At 38.5% G+C, this 16,484-nt stretch carries 14 protein-coding genes; 12 read left to right on the top strand and 2 right to left on the bottom strand.

The window, feature by feature from the left end:
- Nucleotides 1–3: 3 nt before the first annotated feature.
- The 5 genes from PBAT_RS13020 to PBAT_RS13040 all read left to right on the top strand — a co-directional run bounded on the left by PBAT_RS13020 (nucleotide 4) and on the right by PBAT_RS13040 (nucleotide 7,189).
- Nucleotides 4–966: an ABC transporter permease gene (locus PBAT_RS13020; protein ID WP_068650201.1), complete on the top strand. Its 963-nt coding sequence runs from the start codon at nucleotides 4–6 to the stop codon at nucleotides 964–966.
- Between the two features lie 30 nt (nucleotides 967–996).
- A complete protein-coding gene (locus tag PBAT_RS13025) occupies nucleotides 997–1,890 on the top strand; it encodes a carbohydrate ABC transporter permease (protein ID WP_420848768.1) in 894 nt (297 codons plus the stop codon).
- Between the two features lie 80 nt (nucleotides 1,891–1,970).
- On the top strand, nucleotides 1,971–3,647 hold the full coding sequence (locus PBAT_RS13030; RefSeq protein WP_068650203.1) for an extracellular solute-binding protein: 1,677 nt from the start codon (nucleotides 1,971–1,973) through the stop codon (nucleotides 3,645–3,647).
- A gap of 165 nt (nucleotides 3,648–3,812) precedes the next feature.
- Nucleotides 3,813–5,393 carry a response regulator gene (locus PBAT_RS13035; RefSeq protein WP_068650209.1) on the top strand — a complete coding sequence of 527 codons (1,581 nt, stop codon included), beginning with the start codon at nucleotides 3,813–3,815 and terminating at the stop codon, nucleotides 5,391–5,393.
- Nucleotides 5,394–5,407: 14 nt separating this feature from the next.
- The gene (locus PBAT_RS13040) at nucleotides 5,408–7,189 is read left to right on the top strand and encodes a cache domain-containing sensor histidine kinase (protein WP_420848769.1); all 1,782 of its coding nucleotides are present in this window, start codon (nucleotides 5,408–5,410) and stop codon (nucleotides 7,187–7,189) included.
- Between the two features lie 93 nt (nucleotides 7,190–7,282).
- Here the strand turns inward: PBAT_RS13040 and PBAT_RS13045 are convergent, their stop codons facing one another.
- Nucleotides 7,283–7,468, bottom strand: coding sequence for a hypothetical protein (locus PBAT_RS13045; protein WP_068650213.1), 186 nt, complete (start codon nucleotides 7,466–7,468; stop codon nucleotides 7,283–7,285).
- Nucleotides 7,469–7,627: 159 nt separating this feature from the next.
- On the opposite strand from PBAT_RS13045, the gene PBAT_RS13050 reads away from it, so the two are divergent.
- Complete coding sequence (locus PBAT_RS13050) at nucleotides 7,628–8,515, top strand: cation diffusion facilitator family transporter (RefSeq protein WP_068650216.1); 888 nt, start codon at nucleotides 7,628–7,630, stop codon at nucleotides 8,513–8,515.
- Nucleotides 8,516–8,753: 238 nt separating this feature from the next.
- A complete protein-coding gene (locus PBAT_RS13055) occupies nucleotides 8,754–9,329 on the top strand; it encodes a hypothetical protein (protein ID WP_084403035.1) in 576 nt (191 codons plus the stop codon).
- 86 nt (nucleotides 9,330–9,415) lie between these two features.
- Here PBAT_RS13055 and PBAT_RS24795 read toward each other — a convergent pair whose 3' ends face one another.
- A complete protein-coding gene (locus tag PBAT_RS24795; RefSeq protein WP_084403037.1) occupies nucleotides 9,416–9,580 on the bottom strand; it encodes a DUF1328 domain-containing protein in 165 nt (54 codons plus the stop codon).
- Between the two features lie 276 nt (nucleotides 9,581–9,856).
- Here PBAT_RS24795 and PBAT_RS13060 point away from each other — a divergent pair, with 276 nt between their 5' ends.
- The 5 genes from PBAT_RS13060 to PBAT_RS13080 all read left to right on the top strand — a co-directional run bounded on the left by PBAT_RS13060 (nucleotide 9,857) and on the right by PBAT_RS13080 (nucleotide 16,465).
- Nucleotides 9,857–10,339, top strand: coding sequence for a DUF948 domain-containing protein (locus tag PBAT_RS13060; protein ID WP_068650224.1), 483 nt, complete (start codon nucleotides 9,857–9,859; stop codon nucleotides 10,337–10,339).
- Nucleotides 10,340–10,391: 52 nt separating this feature from the next.
- Nucleotides 10,392–10,928, top strand: coding sequence for a hypothetical protein (locus PBAT_RS13065; RefSeq protein ID WP_068650226.1), 537 nt, complete (start codon nucleotides 10,392–10,394; stop codon nucleotides 10,926–10,928).
- Between the two features lie 79 nt (nucleotides 10,929–11,007).
- On the top strand, nucleotides 11,008–11,346 hold the full coding sequence (locus PBAT_RS13070; RefSeq protein ID WP_068650228.1) for a YflT domain-containing protein: 339 nt from the start codon (nucleotides 11,008–11,010) through the stop codon (nucleotides 11,344–11,346).
- Nucleotides 11,347–11,612: 266 nt separating this feature from the next.
- The gene (locus tag PBAT_RS13075) at nucleotides 11,613–12,782 is read left to right on the top strand and encodes a SpoIIE family protein phosphatase (protein ID WP_068650229.1); all 1,170 of its coding nucleotides are present in this window, start codon (nucleotides 11,613–11,615) and stop codon (nucleotides 12,780–12,782) included.
- Nucleotides 12,779–16,465: a response regulator gene (locus PBAT_RS13080; RefSeq protein ID WP_068650231.1), complete on the top strand. Its 3,687-nt coding sequence runs from the start codon at nucleotides 12,779–12,781 to the stop codon at nucleotides 16,463–16,465. Before PBAT_RS13075 ends, PBAT_RS13080 begins: the two co-directional genes overlap by 4 nt.
- The last annotated feature ends 19 nt before the right edge of the window (nucleotides 16,466–16,484 follow it).

Genomic DNA, 16,484 nt, shown 5'->3' on the forward strand with positions numbered 1-16,484 from the left:
GACATGGCACAGCTTTCCGTGAAAACGGTGGAATCAAAGCCACCGCTAAAGCGGCCTACAAACAAATTCACAATTTTTATGAAGCAAATTGATTTACAGTTAATGGTATTGCCAGCACTTGCGCTTATTATTCTCTTCAGTTATGTTCCTATGTATGGAATCATGATTGCGTTCCAGGATTATAAAGTAGGCAATAGTTTCAGCAGTAGTCCATGGGTTGGATTTAAGCACTTTGCTTATTTCTTTAATTCACCAGATTTTGCCTTAGTTATGAAGAATACCATCATTATCAGTTTGCTGAAATTTTGTATCGGATTTCCGGCACCGATCATTCTAGCATTAATGCTTAACGAAGTTCGTAGGATGAGATTTAAGAGAATTGTACAGACCGTTACATACTTGCCTCACTTTATGTCATGGGTTATTATCGGTGGTCTTGTTGGATCGATACTCGCGACAGACAATGGTAGCATTAATATGTTACTTCAAAAGTTGAATTTGATTAATGAACCGATTAACTTTCTATCGGTACCGGAATATTTCAAGACCATTCTGGTATCAACAAATATTTGGAAAGAAATCGGATTTGGTTCCATTGTTTATTTGGCAGCCATCGCGGGAGTTGATCCTAGCTCATATGAGGCCGCTTCAATAGACGGAGCCAGCCGATTTAAACAGATATATCTGATAACGCTTCCATCTATTATGCCAGTTGTTTCAATCTTCATGATTCTAGCAATCGGGAACTTATTGAGTGCTGGATTTGAAGATATTCTCGTTCTCGCACCGAATCCCGCGCTTAGGGACGTATCAGATGTCATCGATACTTATGTCATTCGAGTCGGGGTAAACAATTACCGATATTCCTATGCCACTGCCGTCGGTCTTTTCAAAGCTGTTGTTAGTGTAGGATTGCTTACGATGGCTAACGTTGTAGCGAAAAGATCAGGCAACAGTCTATGGTAAATATGACACAAGTAAAGGAGGTACATGCTGATGCGCGACACTAAAGGCGATCGCATTATGGTAATATCCATCTATGCATTTCTAACTATTTTTGCTATATCAACACTTTATCCATTTCTAAATGCGCTTGCTGTCTCATTTAATATGGGGTCAGATACTGCTAATGGAGGAGTTACACTTTGGCCACGTAAATTTACGTTGGAGAACTATGAGCTAGTCTTCAAGGATGAACGTTTAATGAATGGGTTTTATATATCTGTGTTACGTACGGTAGTTGGTACTGTAACTGCTATATTAGCCACAGCTATTTTCTCTTACGGTATGTCAAAGAAAGAATTGGTAGGACGTAAATACTATATGGTCTTGTGTATCATTACGATGTACTTTTCCGGAGGTCTCATTCCTACATTCCTTTTAATGCGGAATCTTGGCTTGATGAACTCATTCTGGATATTCATTATTCCTTCGCTAATCGGCGTATGGAATATGATTATATTTCGTACCTTCTTTCAGGCGTTGCCTGCGGGATTGGAAGAGTCAGCAAAGATGGATGGATGTGGAAATTGGGGCACCTTATTCCGGATCGTATTACCATTATCGGGTCCGGTCATAGCTACATTAGGGTTGTTTACAGCTATATCGCACTGGAACGAATGGTTCGTTGCTAGTATTTATATTTCGAAAGATGAATTGATGCCAATTCAGACCATTTTGAAGCAAATACTGGCTTCTAATATCGTATCAGAACAGTCTTCTACGCTAGATTCAGCATCATTAGCGCGTATGCAGCAGGCGAAGACGATTACGAGTAAGTCTTTATCTATGGCGACAATGATGGTAGCAACACTGCCCATTGTTTGTGTATACCCTTTCGTTCAGAAGTATTTCGTAAAAGGGGTACTTGTAGGTTCCTTGAAGGAGTAGTCACTGGGATTTACTTAGCATGAGTTTGGAGCCTTGCGCTTTAAACATAAATAAAGAGATTGAAAGGGGAAAACAAGGGAATGAAGAATAAAAGAAAGTTAGTTGGTAGTGTATTTTCAACTGCAATGGCTCTGTCTTTAGTTGTTGGATGTGCCAGTAATAATGAGACTAAAGCACCGAATGAACCAGCTAAAGATGGTAACAACAAGGTTGAGGAAACCGCTGAGGCTCCAAAGCTTTATGAATTGGGCAAGGAACAACTAGACATTACATTGTTTGGTAACTATGCATGGTACGCGGCGACTCCTAAGTGGGGTTCAGAAGAAATAACTAAATATGTTCAAGATACAAAGAAAGTCACCATTACTGAAGTTCCAAACGGGGGGAATAATGTTCAGAAGCTTAATACAATGATAGCTTCTGGCGAGCTTCCAGATGTCATTTGGGGCGAACGTGGTACCGATGTAGAACGTTTACGTGAGGCTGGTTTACTTGTACCTTTGGATGATTATATTGACAAATATCCTAACTTGAAGAAATGGTTGGATCCGATGGCAGCTAATATGCTACGTTCACCAGATGGTAAGCTATATACGTTCCCTAACTGGTATTCGAATCGTCCATACGGTAACGCTGGTTGGGTTGTAAATAAGAAAATTTACAATGAGTTGGGCGCACCGAAATTGGAAACTACGGATGATCTTTATGCTTACTTGAAATTGGTTAAGGATAAATATCCAAAAGTTGTTCCTTTTGAGAGTGACTTGGCAGCAGAAGGTCAAGGTATCGACCAGATTTTCTCGGCTTTCAAAGAAAACAATCTTAGCTTCACAAGATTTTATGCAGTACCAGAAGGCGATAAAATGGTCTCCATTTATAAAGATCAAGGGTTCAGAGAATCTGTTGTGTACGCTGCGAAGTTGTTCCGTGAGAAGTTAATGACACAAGATGCCATGACGCAAACACGTGATCAAGTTCAAGAGAAACTTAACAACGGAAAAGTTGCGGTATATGCAACTTCTAACCCTACTGTTTATGCGATGCAGGCCGATGCTGAACTTAGGAAGACTGATCCTGAAGCAGGATATATTATGATCATGCCGATTTACAAGGAAGGTCTAGATCCAAGCAAGATTTTCCCAGGTACATTCAATAAACTTGGATGGAATTCTGCTGTCATTACGACAAGTGCTAAAGATCCAGAAGCAGTATTTGCATTCTTGGATTATTGGACTAGTCCTGAAGCGATGACGTTACAAATGTTTGGCCTTGAAGGTGAAGATGGTTACTGGAATGGCTTGGAGGCAGATGGTGTAACTCCGAAATTCACTGAAAAAGTTAAGACTGATCCAGCTGGTCTGACAAAATTACAAGGTAAAATGGATCCATTAATGTGGGTAGGTAATACGGTGTTTGTTGATGATCTTAAGGCTGAAATCCAAAAAACTTTAGCTGAAAGTGAACGCAACTGGGCAACATACTGGCAGTCTGAAATCACTTGGAAAACACAAGGTGATGCGACAGAATTCATCGATCTACTTCCAAATCCAGAAACTGAAGAAGGTATCGCATTCCAACGTGCTAAAGATATCTGGTTGAAGGTAAGAGCTCAGACATTGTATGCGAAGTCAGACGAAGAAGCGCTTGCAATGCTTGATAAAGCGCATGATGATTCAATGAGTGCTGGATTCGATAAAGTACTTGTAAAACTTGCAGAGAAATGGCATAAGAATCAGGAAATAATGAAAGGTAAGTAAGGTGTACTAAGGGGACCCGAGGGGTCCCCTTTTTATTTGGGTGTATTCGTCATGGATGGTATCTAATTTCAAATAGATTATTTGGAAACTTGTGGTCCAAATGATGCTAGAGAAGTTATACTTAGTTAAAGAACGGGATGAGCCTTTTAGGAGGGTTATGAATTCATGTATAAAGTATTGTTAGCGGATGACGAGCATCTTGATTTAGAGGGAATGAAACAGTTTATTCCTTGGACTGAGTTGGGTCTAGAAGTAGTGGGAGCTGTAAATAATGGATTCGCGGCTTGCGAAGTTATGGATAAGCTGTCCATTGATATTCTTGTTACAGATGTGAACATGCCTAATATGTCTGGCCTGGAACTTGCTAGAATTGCTATTGATAGGAAACCGGATATACGAGTTGTTTTCGTAAGTGGGTATCAGGACTTTCATTATGTTAAACAAGCATTGTCATTGAAGGCGTGCAGTTATGTACTTAAGCCAATGGATGATGAAGAACTCATCGCATCGCTGCATCAAATTGTTCAGGATCTTCAAACTGAGGAGAAACGAAAGGATGAGGAAGAGCAGTATTATCATATGAAGCCGATGGCAAAAAATGATCTTCTAATTCGATTACTCCAAGGGGAGACTACCTGGGAACGACCTGATGGAATAGCGAAAATTGCTGTGTCCTATGGACTGGATAAGCTTGCTGGACCACTTCGTACAGCGGTATTGGAAATGGATGATTTGGAATGGATACAGCATGGTGATACGCAATCGGGCACTGAGCAAAAACTTGAAGTATTACTGAAAGAAATAAATGAAGTGATTCTTGAACACGAAATGGGGTATTGCTTCAGGTTATCACGACAACGCGTTGCTGTTGTGATACATGGTAAAGGGATGAATGACAATATTCATGAAATGTTTGAAGAAGTAACCGCTAGGTTATCCTTTTCGGTGACGATTGGGCTTGGAGAGCCTGTCCAAGATGTGTCACAGCTCCCTATTTCATATAAACAAGCTTTGGAAGCCTTAGATGGAAAAATGTTTTTTGGTAAGGGGGACGTGATCAACTATGAGGATGTCCGTAGAGCACCAGAATTAAGTGATGCTAAAACACTGGATATTCGCTTGGTTGCCTTATTTAAAGCGATGTCGGAGTATGACTTAGTGGGTATTCACGATGAAATTGAAAATTTATTTCAAGCCGAGTCTACGTTAAGCTCAAGATTTACGATATATAATTTAGCAATGTACATTATCTTTAAGTTGGATCAGTATCTACATACATTGGATGAGGATTTGTTCGAAATGCTGGGGATGGAGCTTCGCAGTCTTGATGTCGTATTGAAATTTGAGACGATAGGAGATATCCGATCTTGGTTAGTACGCAAAGTGTTTGAGATTTCGGAAAAGATCCACCAAAGAAAAAACTCGAAAAATAGCAAATTAATTCGTGAGATTATGAATATTTTGAAGGAACGAATACAGGAGAATATTACACTGAAGGATATTGCCCAGCAATTTTTGTTCTCTCCTAATTATCTGGGACATTTATTCAAAGAAGAGGTTGGTAAAAGTTTCAGTGAGATACTGACCGGTATGAGAATGGAGCGGGCACGCGAATTACTTAAAGATCCTACTCTGAAAATATACGAAGTTGCGAATCTGGTGGGATACAAATATATTCCCTATTTCAGTAGGCAATTTAGAGAAGCCTATGGTATGACGCCAATGGATTTCAGGAAAAGAGAGTAACGACGGAGGGAAATATGATGCAAATTCAGGTTAAGACGAAGAAGCCAAAGTATATTCCGTTTGGCTACAAGTTGATGTTGACTTATCTAGTGTTTGTTATTATACCTGTTATTGCTATTGGTTTCTTTTCTCATAATATGTACCAAAATTCTATGCGTGAGCAGACGAGGAGTAACATTCAGGGAACGTTGTTGCAAACGCGGGATAATATTGAATATAAGATGTCGGATGTTGAACGAGTATCTTCAATGTTATATGAGGATTATTTTCTGAACTTACAGCTTCGGATTATTGACGAAGGCTGGGATCGGTATGAACGTATGACGAAGATTATTTTACCTAAGTTTGATATTGCCATTAATGCAACAGGTGTGAATATAGCAATGTACTTGTTTTTGCATAATGAAAATTTTAATGAAGTATATACAGGCTCCTTAACGAACGAAAATCCAGTGTTATTAGAACGCGATTATAATTTGTATCATATAAAGCGAATCGAGGAGAAATCGTGGTATAAGAATTTTCCGGAAGAAGTATATGGGGGCACGAAAGTATGGGAAAGTGTGGAGAGTGATAGTGATTTTAATCGTATTTCGCTACTTCGCCGCTTAGTAGATAACATTCGTCCTGTGAGTTTGAAAGAAACAGGATTTATGAGGCTTAGTGTTAGCATAGAAGAACTCTTTCAGTCGGTTGATTATCGTAAAATTGGTGAAGGAAGCATATTGGCTATTAGAGATGAGCATGGGGAAGTTATACATCAATCTGGTATTATGCCCAATGATTTCGCAAATGATACGATTCATGACAAGCAGTACATGATGATTACGGAAAGTATGAGGGGAACACCCTGGGAATTAGTAGCCTATGTTCCCATGACAATTATGGAGCGTGACTCTGCAAAAGTACGAATATTCATCATTTTACTATGTATCCTCTGTCTGATTGTATTTACGATAGCAGGTATGTTTATCTCACGATATTTCTCCATTAGAGTTACCAAAATTGTCTCTGTACTCAATGCGTTCCGCGAGGGAGATTTGCATAAGCGTATGGGTTATAAGGGGAAAGATGAATTCTCACAGATAGCTCTAGCGCTCAATGAAATGGGGCACAATATTGATCATCTGATCGAACAAGTATATGTGACACAAATTGAGAAGAGGGAGTTGGAGTTAGAGTCCCTGCAAGCACAAATTAATCCGCATTTCCTGTATAATACACTTTCTTCAATTAGTAGGTTGGCCAAATTCGGTGAGATCGATAAGCTACACCGTATGGTTCTAGACTTAGCCAAGTTTTATAGGCTTTCTCTCAATGAGGGAAGGACAGTGATTCCAGTACGGAGTGAATTGGAACAAGCAGAAGCATATATTAACATACAGACCACCAAGTTCGGGGATGCAGTGTCGATCTATTTCGACATAGATCCCGAGATTATTAAATATGACACAATTAAATTAATATTACAGCCCTTTATCGAGAACGCCTGTGAACACGCATGGTTTGGTGACTCAATTCATATTCGAATTGTGGGGGAACTGGAAGGTAATAATATCATATTTAAAATCATTGATGATGGTATTGGAATGTCACCGCTATTAATTAAACAAATTTTTGATCCTGTGGAAGGATTAAACACGGGTTATGGCATTCGTAACGTGAATAGTCGGATTCAGCTCCACTTTGGTCCACAGTATGGAGTTACTATCGGAAGTAGACCAGGTATTGGATCTACCGTAAGAATTGTCATCCCGGCACAACTTCCGGACAGAAAAGTTAAGACCTATGAATAGAGTTGTCAAATAGCCAATACATTATTAATGAAAAAGATGGATCCTAAAAATTTAGGATCCATCTTTTTCTTATTGTGTGTTATCTAAGGAAAGTTACGAATTACCCGCACGACGACGTTGGGTAGTCGGCTTGGTGTTGTTCTGATTTTTTAATTGCTTAGCAGAACCGGCTTGAAAGGTATTCGTTTGACCTGAGGCAGACTGCTGTTTCTTCTGATCCAGTTTTCTTCGAATGGCATCAGCCAGACTAACTTTTTTTAATTCTTTATTTTCGCTCATGTGAAAACCTCCCTTTGGGCGTGTGTCTTCATTCTAATCGTTTTTAATTATCTCTACAAGGGGGAGGATGTTCAGGTTCCTAATGAAGCACAATTGGTTGGTCTAGGCTCAAGAAGAATACGTTTAATCGGATAGGGAAAAGATGGTTAATAACTGCAAATGAAGGGGTTGTACAATGCTTTGGATATTTATGAAGAGATACGTAAAGGAGAAAGAGGAGCATGGGTTAGTATTGCGGCCTATCTCATTTTATCTGCATTCAAATTAGTGAGTGGTTATGTATTTGCTTCTAGCGCTTTAGTAGCGGATGGCGTCAATAACGTAACAGATATTGTTGCGTCCATAGCTGTGTTAATAGGTCTACGTATTTCACAGAAACCACCGGACTCGGATCATGCCTATGGACATTTTAGGGCTGAGACGGTGGCAGCCCTCATGGCTTCTTTTATTATGGCTATGGTTGGTATTCAAGTTATAGTTGAAACAATTCGGACGCTATGGAAAGGTGAAAAGATGGAGCCTCCGAACTTATGGTCTGCTGGTGTGGCCCTCCTATGTGCAGTTGCGATGTTTGGGGTATACCTTTACAACCGTCGATTAGCTCGTCAAATTAATAATAATGCTTTGATGGCAGCAGCCAAAGATAATTTATCCGATGCTATGGTAAGTATAGGGGCAACTGTAGGGATTGTTGGGGCACAATTTGGATTTCCTTGGATTGATAGCATAGCAGCATTTGTGGTAGGAATCATCATTTGTAGTACGGCTTGGGGTATTTTCAAGGATTGCACCTATAGTCTAACGGATGGATTTGACCAGAACCAGATCATGGACTTACGAAGTACAATTGCAAGTGTTTATGGTGTAGAAGGGATCAAAGATGTGAAAGCGCGTGTTCATGGTAGCCATGTACTTGTCGATGTGGTGATTGAGGTACAACCGAATCTAAGTGTTACGGAAGGCCATAAGATCACAGATCGAGTTGAAGAACAAGTGAAGAAAGAACATAACATTATGCAAGTCCAGATTCATGTCGAGCCTAAATAGAATGTGCTGTGTGAATATCCAGAGGTTGAGTTATGAGATTTGGAAATGAAAAAGGGTGTTTTCCAATATGGAAGACACCCTTTTTTAGGTTGCTAAGCGGTGCTATAGGATGAGGCATAGTTTCCCCTTTAGTGATAAAAGGTTCTATTACTGTTATAGTTGAATGATAAGAATAGATAGTAAATACGCCCTTTAGTAGGGTGATTCATATCATTTATTGGTTGAAAGGGGAGAGATTATGAGGATTGTTAGACGACTTGTTCTACTATTTCTTCTATTGGTTATCGCATTGATTGTTGCAGTTATAGTCTATATCAGACCAGATAAAGCAATAGATATGAGTTACGAACCCGTAGATATGAAAGTTAAAGTATGGAACATGGTGAAGAATAAAGTGCCCGAAATTGAATTGACAGGCGATGAATTAAATAATATCGCAAAGAAAAAGATGGTAGAGGCGCTCAAAACAACTAATTTAAGCGTAGATGTAACGGGGGCAGAATTTATCATTCATGGTGATGAAGTGGAAGCCCAATTGAATGGGAAGTGGGGTATACTTCCTTTTGGAGTGAATTTATTCTTTCATATGGAATCTAGTGGGAGTGACCTCATCTTAAAGCACTTATCGACCCAAATTAAGCAGATTACGATTCCTAATTCAATGTGGTCTTTACAACCTATTACTTTCTCATTAAAGGAACATATACCAGATATCGTAGGTATCGATCAAGTTGATTTTAAAACGGATAGCATTATGCTTACTTTCAAAATAGATTGGACATTGATCCCGCAATTTCTACTTGATTTTAAATAACGCAAATAACATAGAACCCCAAATCGCTAAATTAGCAACTTGGGGTTCTATAATATTTAAACCTTGATCATTTGCTCTAATGGCGGTTATACATTCCTTGACCGACCAGTAAAGAGTGAAATAATAAATAGTACAATAAAGATAAAGAAGAGTACTTTCGCAATCGAAGTTGCTGCTGCAACGATACTAAAGAATCCAAATATTCCTGCAATCACCGCAATAATTAATAATATAACAGACCATCTCAACATGTTCAGTCACCATTCTTTCTTAATAATTTAGTTTTGTTTTAGGATATTTTCTCGTTATCCTTCATATGGATAGGAGAATTCTTTGTCGTCTTAATGGGGTTGCTGCATCCTTGTAATTGGTATTTAACCTCGCTGTAAATGAATGAAACATCCAGATTTGAATGAATTGCAATAGCTAGTTCTAATGATGTAAGACCTGTTTCGCACTTTTAAAGAACGGGTAACTATGATCAATGAACAATATAAATTGAGAACATAAGAAGGAGCGATTTAACTATGATCGAAATCAGTGTCGTTATTATAGCTGTTGCATTTGCAGTACTTGTTGTATTTCTTATTAAAACGTTAAAAGCAGCTACGATATCGTTAGAAAAAACATCTCAAACATTACAGGAAGTGCAGAAGACAATTGATGAATTAGGGTATGAAGTGAAACAAACCGTTAGACACGCTAATGACATTACCGTAGATTTACAAGCGAAGATGAAACAAATTGATCCGGTGATAGAATCTGTACACAATCTTGGCGAAGTATTAAGTGAAGTCACATATGCAGCTAAGCAACTCTCGAGCACAGTGATGGATAAAATGATGAAAAAGAACAATACACCGCCAGCTTCAAATATAACACCAAGTACGGCTGAACAACGGACGGTGAATTCTTATGCAGCAGTTAACGAGGCGAAGGAATCTAAAGCAACAAGTTGGGTAAAGTACGTTGATGTTGCAGCTGGCATATGGCAGAAATTTCGTAAGTAGCGTTTAGGAAATATGATGTAATCCAATAAGGCAATCAGAAAGGGAGTGGAACATGTTTCAGCTAATGATGATGTTGCTAGGACTGCTTGCTCCTTTATCTGGAGCCCCAATGGATGAAAATGTTAGTACGATATCGCCCTCAGCAACAGTACAGAACGTTATCTATCAAGTGTCGGATAAAGATCATTATTACCAATCACTGACGAGTATCGAATCATTTGAAACGGTTAATGATATTTCTTTATGGGATCGTAAAGAGGATCTTATTAATAAGAAGGGTAAGGCTCTGCAAGTGATTGAGAACCCCATCTTAGGATGTAGCGAGTATGTATATGATGAAATGACCGTGGGGATCTGTGATGATGTGGTGAGTTATGTTCATGTAGATGCCATCGTTGGAACTCTTAGAGTTAATGGAACAGATATCACTATAAGCAAGAAGGGGATTGACGATACTTTAGGCATACCTCAATTTTATTCGGAAGATGGAGAGGTATATATCAGAGGTCAACAAGCGATTAAAGTATATAAGGATTCCTTAACGGGTACAATTCAAGGTATCGACTTTTTTGATGAAAGTTCTTCTTGAAATCTATTCTTTTGATTCAGTTATCTTCAGATAGGGTAATAGAATAACGAAGCAGAAACTTTAAAGGAGAGTGAGAATTATGGATTCAACTCAATTAAATTCTTATGCTAAAGTGGTTGATAATGGTGTTAAGGCGGTAGAAGAGGTTAAGCAATTGCGTAGCACAGGTTATGCATACGATAATATTTTTGTATTAGCACATGATGAAAAACGTACTGACCGGATTGCCGATGTAGCAAATGCTAATGAGATTGGCATCAAAGAAGAAGGCATGTTCGATTCACTTGCTAACTTATTTCGCTCTCGTGGCGACGAACTTCGAGCTAAGATTACTTCTCTAGGATTTACAGATGCACAAGCGGATGCCTACGAAAAGGAATTGGATCTTGGTAAAGTTCTAATTATTGCTAAAAGATAAATATCATATAAAATGCTTACATGTGCTTTAAACATAGATAAGGAATGGGGGATAGCTCCATTCCTTATCTGTGTTTTTTGGAACATATGACCATAGAATGATACTAACTCCAAAATAAAAAAAATTTCCTCTAAATGAAGCGAAGTTTTAGTATATAGTAATATAGTATGTATATTTACAGACAAATGTAGGAGTCAGAGTGAAATAGATTCTTCATCTATCGTATAACTTCGCAATTTCGTTATTATGAACCCAAGGAGCCAACTATGACCATATTAATTGTTGATGATAATCCTACGAATGTCATTATAATACGTGAGATATTAAAGAAAGAAAAGTATCTTGATACCCTGACTGCTTCTTCTGCGAGAGGCATGTTTGAGTTTTTGAAAATTAAGGATCATCCTGCTGAGGTCCTGCCTGAGAGCACCAATATTGACCTCATTCTTCTAGATATGATGATGCCTGAAATGGATGGTATTGAAGCGTGCCGTATTATTCAACAATACCCTCACCTTAAAGATATTCCAATCATTATGGTTACTGCCGTGGGAGACTCCAAGAAACTCGCTGAAGCGTTAGACAGCGGAGCTATAGATTATGTTACAAAACCGATTAATAAAGTAGAACTCATGGCTAGAATCCGTCTGGCATTGCGACTAAAGAAGGAGAACGACTGGCATAAGGAACGGGACCAACGTATTCAGGAAGAACTTAGATTGGCTGCTTTAGTTCAGCAAGCAGTTCTTACTCCACCAATTGAAGATAATTTATTTGAAGTACATGCTCTGTATCAACCTTCAGCAGAATTAGCGGGTGATCTATATGCGTGGTATCCACTTGGGGACGGAAGATATGGTGTTATTCTGCTGGATATGATGGGTCACGGGATATCATCTTCCCTAGTCTGTATGTTCGTTGCGTCAGTATTAAAGGATACGGTCACCACATATGTAGAGCCAGAGAAGGTCATTCAAGAACTGAATAGACGGTTTAATCAGCTATATATTGAGAATGAGTTATTACAATATTACTTCACAGCCATATATTTAGTAGTGGATACACGTATGAAGAGGATTGACTATGTCAATGCAGGACATCCCCCTGCGCTCTTTTTTCAAGAGAATGGAAGTGCAGAAATGTTACATCAAGTATGCTGTCCTGTGGGGCTATTTGACAAGATTGAAGTAGAACAAAAGACTTTTTATTATGCAGGAAACAGTCACATCGCATTATATACAGATGGATTGATGGAGATTGTCGAAGGTGATCATGATGAGCAAATGGCCTTTTTGAGTGGGCATTTAGAGAGTAGTCATAACTGGGATGAGAGCGCGATGCGACAAGCATTTTTTAATAGCGAATTAGAGAATGAACGAGATGATGATAAATGTTTGGTGTGGATATCACTTAAAGAAGGAGAGAGGCAAGAATGAAATTAAAAACAAAGTTATTTATTGGATTTGGTTCCATGATGTTTCTCTTACTCATATTGACTATGGTTGGATACGACCGCTTAGATTATATGAATAAGCAATTTAATAGTGTCTATGAGGATAGATATATTAAGGTACGGAGTTCAACGGGGATGCGTGGTGAAGTTAATAAGGTATCACGGTATATGGCGAACCTACTCCTTAATGAGGATGATAGCTCCACTCTCAATGCAAAAGATCAACAAGATATAGTTACATCAATTACTGATGCGGAGAATTACTTGAAGATCATGGTGAATAGTAATAACAGTATTGAAGAAAAACAAATGTTAGACCGGGTGCAATTAGCTTGGACTCAATTTGATACTTATTTAGATAAAGGAATATTATTATTATCTAATGGAATGAAAAAGGAAGCCGTTGCGTATCGAGATAACATGGGACTTCCAACGCAACTGGAAGCATTAGCTAGTTTGAATGAGTTGGCTACGTATCAAGACCGAATGGTTGACGAAGCAATAAAAAATGCCAATGTTGAATACAATCGTTCTATTCAAATTACGACAATTATTATGGTTATTGGACTAATGTTAGGTTTGGGTATTATTATGTGGGTTATCCCAAGCATTACTAAAGGGCTTAATACCGTTAATATGATGATTAGTAGCTTTGGTAAGGGGCATATAAGAACCATTCGACGCCTGAAGGTGAAATCGAAGGATGAGATTGGTGATGTGGCACGTGTATTCAAACAAATGGCTGAAGATATTGAGAAACAACAAGAATTGGAAAAGAGTTATCTAGAAGCTCAGAAGGATCAGAATTGGCTTAATTCTCATACAAGCCAAGTAACAGAGCTTCTTCGTGGTGTTAATTCTTTGGAACAGATTTCTCAAACCTTTATTAATGAATTCACACCTGTCTTGGGGGCTCAATATGGGGCAGTGTATATTCAAGGCGATGACAAACGGCCTAATCGTCTATTTCAATATGGGGCATATGCGGGCTCTGTAAATATAGTGAGTAAAGAATATATTGATATTGGGGAAGGACTCGTAGGTCAATGTGCATTGGATAAAAAGCCGATCCATATTAAAGAAATTCCGGATCAGTATCTATCTATTCAATCTGGACTTGGAGATACATCACCTACAAGTCTAATGATCTATCCGGTACTATTTGAAGATGAACTATTAGGTGTAGTAGAAATCGCATCTTTAGGACAATTCACTGCATTGCAGAGACAATTAATGTCCCAACTTACAGGTAGCCTAGGTATTATCCTTAACAATATTCGACGTCGACTTAATGTAGAAGAATTGTTACGAGAATCACAGGCTTTGACGGAAGAATTGCAGTGTCAATCAGAGGAATTACAGACGCAGCAAGAGGAGTTACGTCGTTCTAATGAACATTTAGAAGAGCAGACAACAGCGCTTAAGAGGTCTGAAGGACAATTGCAGAGCCAACAAGAGGAGCTTGAACATTTTAATACAGAATTGATTGCTAAGTCACGTACTTTGGAAGAGCAGATGCAAGATTTGGAAGAGAAGAATTACCAAATTGAGAAAACGAGTGCTCAATTGGAACAACAAGCCGTACAGCTTGCTGTTACAAGTAAATATAAATCGGAATTTTTAGCTAATATGTCACATGAATTACGTACGCCTCTTAACAGTCTTCTGATCTTGTCGCAGTTGTTGACTGAGAATAAGGGGGATAATTTAACGACTAAGCAAATTGAATATGCCCGGACTATATATATGTCAGGTGCAGATTTGCTGAAAATGATTGATGAAATTCTAGATTTATCCAAAGTAGATGCTGGTAAAATGGAAATTAATCAGGAAATGTTAAAGATCAAAGACTTAGAGGTATTTGTTCAACAGAATTTCACACCAATAGCTGATAAACGTCAAATCGCACTCAATGTTCAATATGGAGATGAACTACCTGAAGAAATCTTAACAGATGAACATCGAGTGAAACAGATTCTTCGGAATTTGTTTACGAATGCTATTAAATTTACAAGTAGTGGCTCTATTAACTTTAATATCAATCGAGTACAAGCAAGTGAAATACCTAATCCTCTTAAGAAGGATGGAGAATATATCGCTCTTTCAGTCAAAGATACCGGAATTGGCATTCCACAAGATAAATTAGGGTTGATATTTGAAGCGTTTCAGCAGGTTGATGGGACAACTAGTCGTAAATATGGTGGGACTGGATTAGGCCTTTCGATTAGCCGTGAGCTTGCGGGTCTTCTTGGGGGCTACATTGATGTTGAATCGAAGGAAGGTGAAGGAAGTTGCTTCACATTGTATCTTCCGATAGATTCCTCCAGTGAAGTATTTTCAGGGGAAAAGGAAGCGGCTGCTTCCCATTCAGAGTCATTCATTACTAACAGAATGAATCGATTCGATACAGATTTCATGAGCAATATGAAGGTTGAGTTGAAGGAAGTGACGATGGCGCCTTTAAAAGATGATCGCGATGCAATTCAAGAAAAGGATAAAGTCCTGCTTATTATTGAAGATGATATGAAGTTTGCAGGAATACTACTGGAGATGGCACGAGATCGAGGGTTTAAGACGTTACTTGCGACACAGGGCGATATAGGTTTAAAGATGGCACAACAATACCTTCCTAGCGCTATTATTCTAGATATTCAACTTCCAGTCATGGATGGATGGTCAATACTAGGTGTATTGAAGAATTCTGCATTAACACGGCACATTCCGGTTCATATCGTATCTGTTGTGGATGATGTGAAGCAGGGATTAAGGATGGGCGCGATTGCATATCTTCAGAAGCCCTCTTCTAAAGATTCTCTTGAAAAGGCCTTTTCGTATATTGAATCGTATACGGAGAAATCCCTGAAACATTTATTGATCGTTGAGGATGATCATATACAGCGTAATGCTATTATTGAATTTATTGATCATGACGATGTATCGATTAAGGCTGCTTCATCCGGTGAAGAGGCGCTAAAAGAACTTCGTAAACAAAAATATGATTGTATGGTGTTAGATTTGATGCTCACCGATATGACAGGTTTTGAACTTCTTGATCAGATTCGAGATGATAAACAATTAGCAGATCTGCCGATTATTATCTATACAGGCAAGGAATTAAATCATCAAGAAGAAATGATTCTGCGTAAGTATACGGAATCTATTATTATTAAAGATGTACGCTCTCCCGAAAGATTGCTAGACGAGACAACGTTATTCTTACATCGGGTTGAAGCTAACTTACCAGAAGATAAACGTGAAATATTACAAAAACTCCACAATAAAGAGGCCTTATTTGAGAATAAAAAAATACTACTTGTGGATGACGATATACGCAACGTCTTTGCGCTATCTAGCGTGCTTGAAAGTTATCATATGGAAGTTGTATTTGCCGAGAATGGAAGAGATGCTCTAGATATGCTAGAGAAACAACCTGACTTTGATCTCATCTTAATGGATATGATGATGCCAGAAATGGACGGCTATGAGGCTATGCGTCAGATTAGGCAAATTCCACAATTTCAAAGATTGCCTATTATTGCACTCACGGCTAAAGCAATGAAAGAGGACCGTTCTAAATGTATTGAAGCAGGTGCTTCTGATTATGTTAAAAAACCGATACAAACAGAACAACTACTATCATTAATGCGCGTATGGTTGTATTCGTAATAAAAAGAGAGTAGGTAAT

Source organism: Paenibacillus antarcticus, assembly GCF_001637225.1.
Classification (GTDB): Bacteria; Bacillota; Bacilli; order Paenibacillales; family Paenibacillaceae; genus Paenibacillus_AQ; species Paenibacillus_AQ antarcticus.